At 37.7% G+C, this 6,480-nt stretch carries 5 protein-coding genes and 1 pseudogene; 1 reads left to right on the plus strand and 5 read right to left on the minus strand.

The annotated features are described in order from the left end of the window. Nucleotides 1–240 precede the first annotated feature (240 nt). From catB to RH98_RS15505, 5 genes are all read right to left on the minus strand, one after another. A complete protein-coding gene (gene catB / locus RH98_RS14415) occupies nt 241–870 on the minus strand; it encodes a type B chloramphenicol O-acetyltransferase (protein WP_010256763.1) in 630 nt (209 codons plus the stop codon). A 352-nt stretch (nt 871–1,222) separates the two neighbouring features. After that, a complete protein-coding gene (locus RH98_RS14420; RefSeq protein ID WP_010256768.1) occupies nt 1,223–2,320 on the minus strand; it encodes an IS91 family transposase in 1,098 nt (365 codons plus the stop codon). Then, nucleotides 2,299–3,201 carry a tyrosine-type recombinase/integrase gene (locus RH98_RS14425; RefSeq protein WP_010256771.1) on the minus strand — a complete coding sequence of 301 codons (903 nt, stop codon included), beginning with the start codon at nt 3,199–3,201 and terminating at the stop codon, nt 2,299–2,301. Before RH98_RS14425 ends, RH98_RS14420 begins: the two co-directional genes overlap by 22 nt. A 374-nt stretch (nt 3,202–3,575) precedes the next feature. Then, the gene (gene erm(F), locus RH98_RS14430) at nt 3,576–4,376 is read right to left on the minus strand and encodes a 23S rRNA (adenine(2058)-N(6))-methyltransferase Erm(F) (RefSeq protein WP_010256780.1); all 801 of its coding nucleotides are present in this window, start codon (nt 4,374–4,376) and stop codon (nt 3,576–3,578) included. A gap of 66 nt (nt 4,377–4,442) precedes the next feature. Next, nucleotides 4,443–5,521 (minus strand): IS3 family transposase gene (locus RH98_RS15505; RefSeq protein ID WP_141629448.1). Its coding sequence is split into 2 segments (ribosomal slippage): nt 4,443–5,260 and nt 5,260–5,521, totalling 1,080 coding nucleotides; the frame shifts between segments, so codons are not numbered across the junction. Nucleotides 5,522–6,275: 754 nt separating this feature from the next. Between RH98_RS15505 and RH98_RS16220 the strand changes: the two are divergent. Continuing rightward, nucleotides 6,276–6,480, plus strand: a pseudogene (locus RH98_RS16220) (HNH endonuclease); the annotation flags it as partial.

Consider the following 6,480-nt stretch of genomic DNA (forward strand, 5'->3'; position numbering starts at 1 on the left):
CCGAAAACGTTGTTAGCAATCCGCTGCGCTCCTTGCTAACAATGGCTCGGCGACTTACGTCGCTTGCCGTAAGCCGCCGCTTCGCGGACTGCTTACAACAAGCGACTTGGCTAAATAGCTCCGCTTTTGTATCTTCGATACAGCTTCGCTACTTCGCCAATTCGCCGAGCCATTATGTGTAATTTTAGCCGCAAACGCAGTTAAAACAAAAAGGCTCCGAATTTCGGAACCTTCTTTTTATCATTTCATTTTTCTAAAAAACTTGTACAACAAATCGATTTTATTTGAACAAAGAATTGGCATTGCTTCAAAAAGGGTTTCTTCATCCCATTCCCACCATTTCATTTCCTGCAATTTTTGGATGTCATCATCACTAAATCTCTTTTTTATCAATTTGGCTGGATTTCCCCCTACAATTGAATAAGGTTCAACATCTTTTGTAACCAAAGCACGACTGCCAATAACAGCTCCATCTCCTATCTGAACTCCTGGCATTATCATAGCTTCACTACCAATCCAAACATCATTCCCAACAACTGTATCTCCTGCTTTTTGAAATCCATCTTGGCTTTTACTGAAAACATCAAATTCAGACATATAAAAAAATGGAAAACTGGAAATCCAATCATATTTATGACCTTGATTACCTGCCATTATGAAACTTGCACCGCTCCCTATTGAACAATAAGAACCGATAATTAGTTTATCGACATCATTCCTGTCCGGAAACAGATAACGAGCACAATCGTCAAATGAATGACCGTGATAATAACCAGAATAATAAGAATATTTACCCGAAATTATATTGGGATTAGTTATGTGGTCTTTGATTATTTTTCCTTTAAAAGGACTTTCGAAGTAATTTTTCATTATTTAACATATTTAATTTACAATAAGAGACAATAAGGAAACGAAGAATAATACTAAACTATTCTCTTCCTATACGTTGCGTAAAGTAAATTTGCTAATCTGATAATTTCATCTGACAAAGATACTAAAAAACTACACATAATAACTAAGCTTTCGTCTTGCCCGGAGGGCACGAGATGAAAGCCCGTTGAACGGAACCGTAGGGAGCTTAATACGTATTATGGAGTTTTCGAAGTGCAGTTTTAAGATATACAAGCAGTAATTTTACGATTACTGCTTTTTTTGTGTTTGTTTCTATTTTTTTACATTGTTTTTCGAAACAACCAAACACAAGTTCCCTTACCCATAAAAGTTAATTCACAGGCGCAAGTTTACTTCCGATAAGGTAGGCTTTCGGTGGTCCTCTTTGCCCAAAAACATGCAAGGTGATCAGATTGCCGACTTTACAACAATAGCATTTTTTATGTTGGGTTTTGGGCTCAATTATTGGGCGTACAACTTTTAAATCTTTTTGCAATTGTTGGAGTTTTCCGCGTTTCCAACTGCTGCTTAAAATACCGTAATGGCGTATGCGCACAAAGCGTTTAGGCAGAATATGTAAGCTAAATCGCCTTGTGAACTCTTCGTTTTTTAAGGTGAGTTGCTTGGTTTTACTTCCGCCTTTATAATCTTTATAGTTGATGGTAACTTCTTGATTTGTTACATTTTTAATCCGATGATTGCTGATGGCAACTTTATGGGTGTATCTTCCTAAATATTCGATTACTTGTTTGGGACCTCCAAATGGGCGTTTGGCATAAACCACCCAATTTTTATCAAATAAACTTTGCAAAACATGAGCATCGGCAAGCTTTTCTTTACGTAACAAGGCAACAAATTTTGCTCGAAAAACCTTGCTTAACGCTTTTACTGCAAATAAGTATTTATCGGTTTTTATCTTGCGTTTCCATTTACCGTTGGCATCAATTCCACCACCAGGAATAATGCAGTGTAAATGTGGATGTAAACTTAAATTTTGTCCCCAGGTATGTAAAATCGCAATCATTCCTAGTTGCAAACCTTCCGTTTTTCCGAATTGATTTAATGTCGACCAAACAGAATCAAACAAGATTTTATAAACGATTTTTGGATGTGCAATCGCTAATCCATTAAGCGAATCTGGAAGGGTAAAAACCAAATGATAGTACGAACAAGGCAACAAATCCTGCTCACGTGCCTGAATCCATTCTTCACGTTTATGACCTTGACATTTCGGGCAATGCCTATTGCGACAACTGTTGTAACTAATACTAATGTTGCCACAAGCATCACAAGCATCTACATGTCCGCCCAAAGCAGCAGTTCGGCACAAAGTCAATGCTCTTAACGTTTTTTCTTGATGAACGGTAAAGTTTTGGTTGGACAAATCGACTTTTCTCAGCACATCGGCTACTTCCCACTGCGGCTGCATAAAGCAAAAACGGTATCTAGTGGGCTGTGTACTTTTTGATTTTCGAGCTGACAAACATGCAAGTATTCCATCGTGGTTTCCACACGCTCATGACCCATCAGTTTCTGAACCTGAAGAATATTCACCCCATCTTCTAACAAATGCGTAGCGTAGCTGTGGCGCAACGTGTGCGTATGCACGTCTTTTAAAATTCCAGCTTTTTTACAAACCGATTGAATCGCCCATTGAACCCCACGTTGGCTGTATCGCGAATCAAAACCTTTGGCATCTTTGGTGTTGCCTGTAAATAAAAATGTGGTAGGATGTTCAACCGAAATATATTTTTTAATCCCTCGAATGAGATGATCCGATAAAGGAACATAACGATCTTTTTTGCCTTTACTTTGAACGATATGCAGTAGTTTTCTATCAAAATCTAGGTGTTTCAATTCGATATTTCTAACTTCCATACAACGCAAACCACAGCCGTAAATCAATCCAATTAAAATGCGATGTTTGAGTAAATCGGCATGTTGAAGCATCTTCCAAATCTCTTCTCGACTCAGAATTACAGGAAGTTTCTTTTCTTTAGGAATCGATGGTAAATGAAGATGATCGTAAGGTAAATTCTCTGTTTTTAAAAGAAATCGAAGTCCGTAAACCGTGTGTTTAAAATACGATTGCGAAGGTGAATTGGAACGTTGTTGCAGTTCAAAGAGATAATCTTTAACTTGTTCTGGATGTAATTCGGTTGGTAAAGCACCAAAATGAAGTGCCATTGCGGCCACATGGCGCGAATAATTTTCAAAAGTGCGTTTGCTTCGTCCTAAAATAGAAATATTTCGCTCAAAACGTTGCAGAAGTTCAGAAAAACCTGTAATTTCATTACAAGCACGATTCAAATATTTGTTCGTTCTTAATTCCTCCGGAGATTTTTTTTAGTTACCATATTATCAATTATTTAAACGTTAATAAATACTAAGGTACTAAATCATCGCAGCGAAAGCTACCGGAGGTTTAGTTCAACATCGCATTGGCAAAATGGCGGGTTAAGTTCAAAATTCAACTTTTGTGCTTTTTATTCCGCCGAATGTGTCCCACATTCAGCTTTTTTTTAATAATTTAGCTTCTGTGGAAACACATCGGCTACGTCACTGCTAAATTGAACTTTCGGTTCAATTTATCCGCCACTTCGCCAATGCGTTTCCCGTTATGCGGCAGCTTAAAAGACGACACCAAACCAAAAAAATCATCTTGACAACCACCCGACTTTGAACTACGAAGGATGAAATTTTTCAGGGACAACTTCCAGCATTTCCAAAAAACAGTTTACCCATTGACTTGGAGACAAACAGACAATTTGAGCATTAAGGTTTAAACCGAATTTTTCCGAAATTGACCTGACCTGACTTTTCCTGAAAATCGACTTTAAAGCTGTTTTTACAGATAAATCAGGTTTCTCTAACAGACAGGAAATAAATGCTAAGTATTTGGCTTTAAACTTAAAATCAAAAAATAAGTGTTTTCTTTTAATGTTTAACAGGGCTGATTTGACAGTTGGCGGTGGCAAGAAACTTTCAGGACCTACCTCATAGACAAGTTTCAAATCAAAAAAAGTATGATAGAAAACGGTATATGGATTGTAAAGCTTCCTCGAAAATAACTTTTGTGTAGGTTCTAACTGAAGGACAATTGAACCTCCCAGAAAATTTTCAAGACTCTCAAACATCAGGATTTTGAAAATATCGGAAGTAATGCCATAAGGAATATTTGACACCACTTTGAAAGGAAATTTCGGAACTGCAAAATTCCTAAAATCACAACCGACAACTTGAACATTTCGGGCATCAGAAAATAATTTTCGTAAATGTTCAACCAAAGCTGTGTCGTTTTCAATAGCAACAACATTGTTGGCGATTTTTAATAAATGAACAGTAAGGAACCCCTTGCCTGCCCCAATATCTAAAACCGTATCCTGATTACTTATATTTGCTTGTCTTATTGCATCTTTTATTAGCACTTTATCAATAGTAAAGTGCTGACCCGTAAAACGAACGGGCAATTTCTTTTTTGTCATTAGTAACTTCTTACAGGTGAATACTTTGTGTGCTTCCCTTATTTTCGTGCCAATCAAAAATAGAATTTATTGTTGAAACTTATACTCCATCGGTGTTTTATTTTTTAGCGCTCTATGCGGTCTGTTATAATTATAATCCTTTATCCATTCCTCACTTATCATTTTTACCTCTTTTATTGATGTGAACACATAGGCGTTTAAAATATCTCTTCTGAATGTGCCGTTGAGCCTTTCAATGTAAGCATTCTGTGTGGGTTGGCCGGGCTGTATGAAAACCAGTTTGATCTGCCTCTGCTTGCTCCACATATCCAATTTTGCACTAATAAACTCCGGTCCGTTGTCCACTCTGATCATTTGCGGATAACCTCTTTGCTGGGCAATTTCTTCCAGGCACCTGATTACCCTTAAGGTTGGCAGCGAGGTATCGGCCTCTATCATAAGTACTTCCCTGTTAAAGTCGTCGATTACATTCAATAGCCTTATTTTTCTCCCATCCCACAGGCTATCACTCATAAAATCTATGCTCCAGACCTGGTTGATTGCATGTGGCTTAAATAGTTGTTGTTTTGCCCTAGCTGGCAATCTTTTCCTTGTCCTCCTTCTAATGTTAAGTTTTAGTGCGGTATAGATCCTGTACAGTTTTTTGTGGTTAACCACCTCTCCGGATTTTCGTATCCTATGATAGCTCTGCCAAAAACCTATACTGACGTGCCTATCGACCAAAGCATTCAATAGCCCAATGTATTTATCATCCTGTTTGGAGCAAGCTTGATAGCTATAGCTGCTCCTGGGAAGTCCAATTGCTTTGCAGGCCTTGCGCTTACTTATCCGATGTTCGCAGGTCAGATAGGTAACGACTTCCTTTTTTTGGCAAGGCGCTAAAGCTTTTTTTCGATCACATCTTTCAAGGCCTCATTCAGTAGTGCCAAGTCGGTATACATCCGTTTGAGCTTGGCATTCTCAGCTTCCAGTTCCTTTAGGCGCTTGAGATCGTTAATTTCCATCCCCCCATATTTGCTTCGCCAGCGGTAAAAGGTCTTCTCTGAAATGCCATTTGACCTGGCAATATCACTTGCCTTAACGCCTTTCTCGTGCTGTCTCAATATTGAAACAATCTGTGCTTCCGTAAATTGTGTTGTTTTCATAATTATTAATTAAAAATAGGGCCTTTTTTCTATTTTTAATCGGACCAATTTCGGGGAAGCACACAACTTGAATTCAAATCGTGGAGAAGTGAATAGACAGTATTACCCGACAGAGCAACTATGACAACGTAACGCCTTTACAAAAAAGTCGGTACACGAAACCCATAGACTAATTGTCTTGACCTAAAAGAGATTGGAATTTTCAGGACTGCCTATCACTTAGATAGAAGTCCAAGGTCTGCTGAAATACATAATTCAAAAATTGAAATTGCTTGACTGCAAATTTAGTAACTTTGCTTGACAAATTAACGAGAAAGAAGAGAAAATGAAAACCGACCGCATAACATCACCTATACGCAAGCAGGGGTTTCGTGCTTCGTAGGACAGTTAAGTGGTAAATTTAAAGTTCAGTTCTTCGTAGGAAGTTCAGTGGTTAAAATCCCTGCCTGCGTATAGCTGCAAACCGTTATCTGCTATTTCACTAAAACAGCGTATCAATAAGACTTGAGAGAATTTTAATGGAAATTTGGAAATAACATAAAGAATTTAATTACGAAATTTCCAACTTCGGGAATGTAAGACGAATTGGAAAAAAATATGTGGACAAAAACGGCGTTGAGAAACAAAAAGAAACAAAATTTTTGAAGCCTTCTTTGGTTGGTGGATTTACAGCGCAAGTTGCTTTCTCAAAAACTGAAAATAAAAATACAACTGTTAAATATTTCAGCCTAATTAATTAGTTGCTGAAAATTTTCTTCCCGAACCGAGCGAAGACCAAATTTTATTGGAACACATTGACGGAAATCCTCTGAATAATCGTGCTGATAATTTGAAATGGATTACGAGAAGCGAATGGAGCATTAAAAATGCTAAAATGATTGAAAAAAGGACAAAAAATGCGCTAAAAGTCCGCGCTAAAAACTCAAAAATTAAGAAAACTGCAAAAAGAAACAGCAGAT

Origin of the sequence: Myroides injenensis M09-0166, from assembly GCF_000246945.1 — a bacterium.
Taxonomy (GTDB): Bacteria; Bacteroidota; Bacteroidia; order Flavobacteriales; family Flavobacteriaceae; genus Flavobacterium; species Flavobacterium injenense.

Excerpts from the sequence above, each read along its gene's own strand:
- catB (WP_010256763.1), bottom strand. The coding sequence starts at position 870 with ATGAAAAATTACTTCGAAAGTCCTTTTAAAGGAAAAATAATCAAAGAC.
- RH98_RS14420 (WP_010256768.1), bottom strand. The coding sequence starts at position 2,320 with ATGCAGCCGCAGTGGGAAGTAGCCGATGTGCTGAGAAAAGTCGATTTG.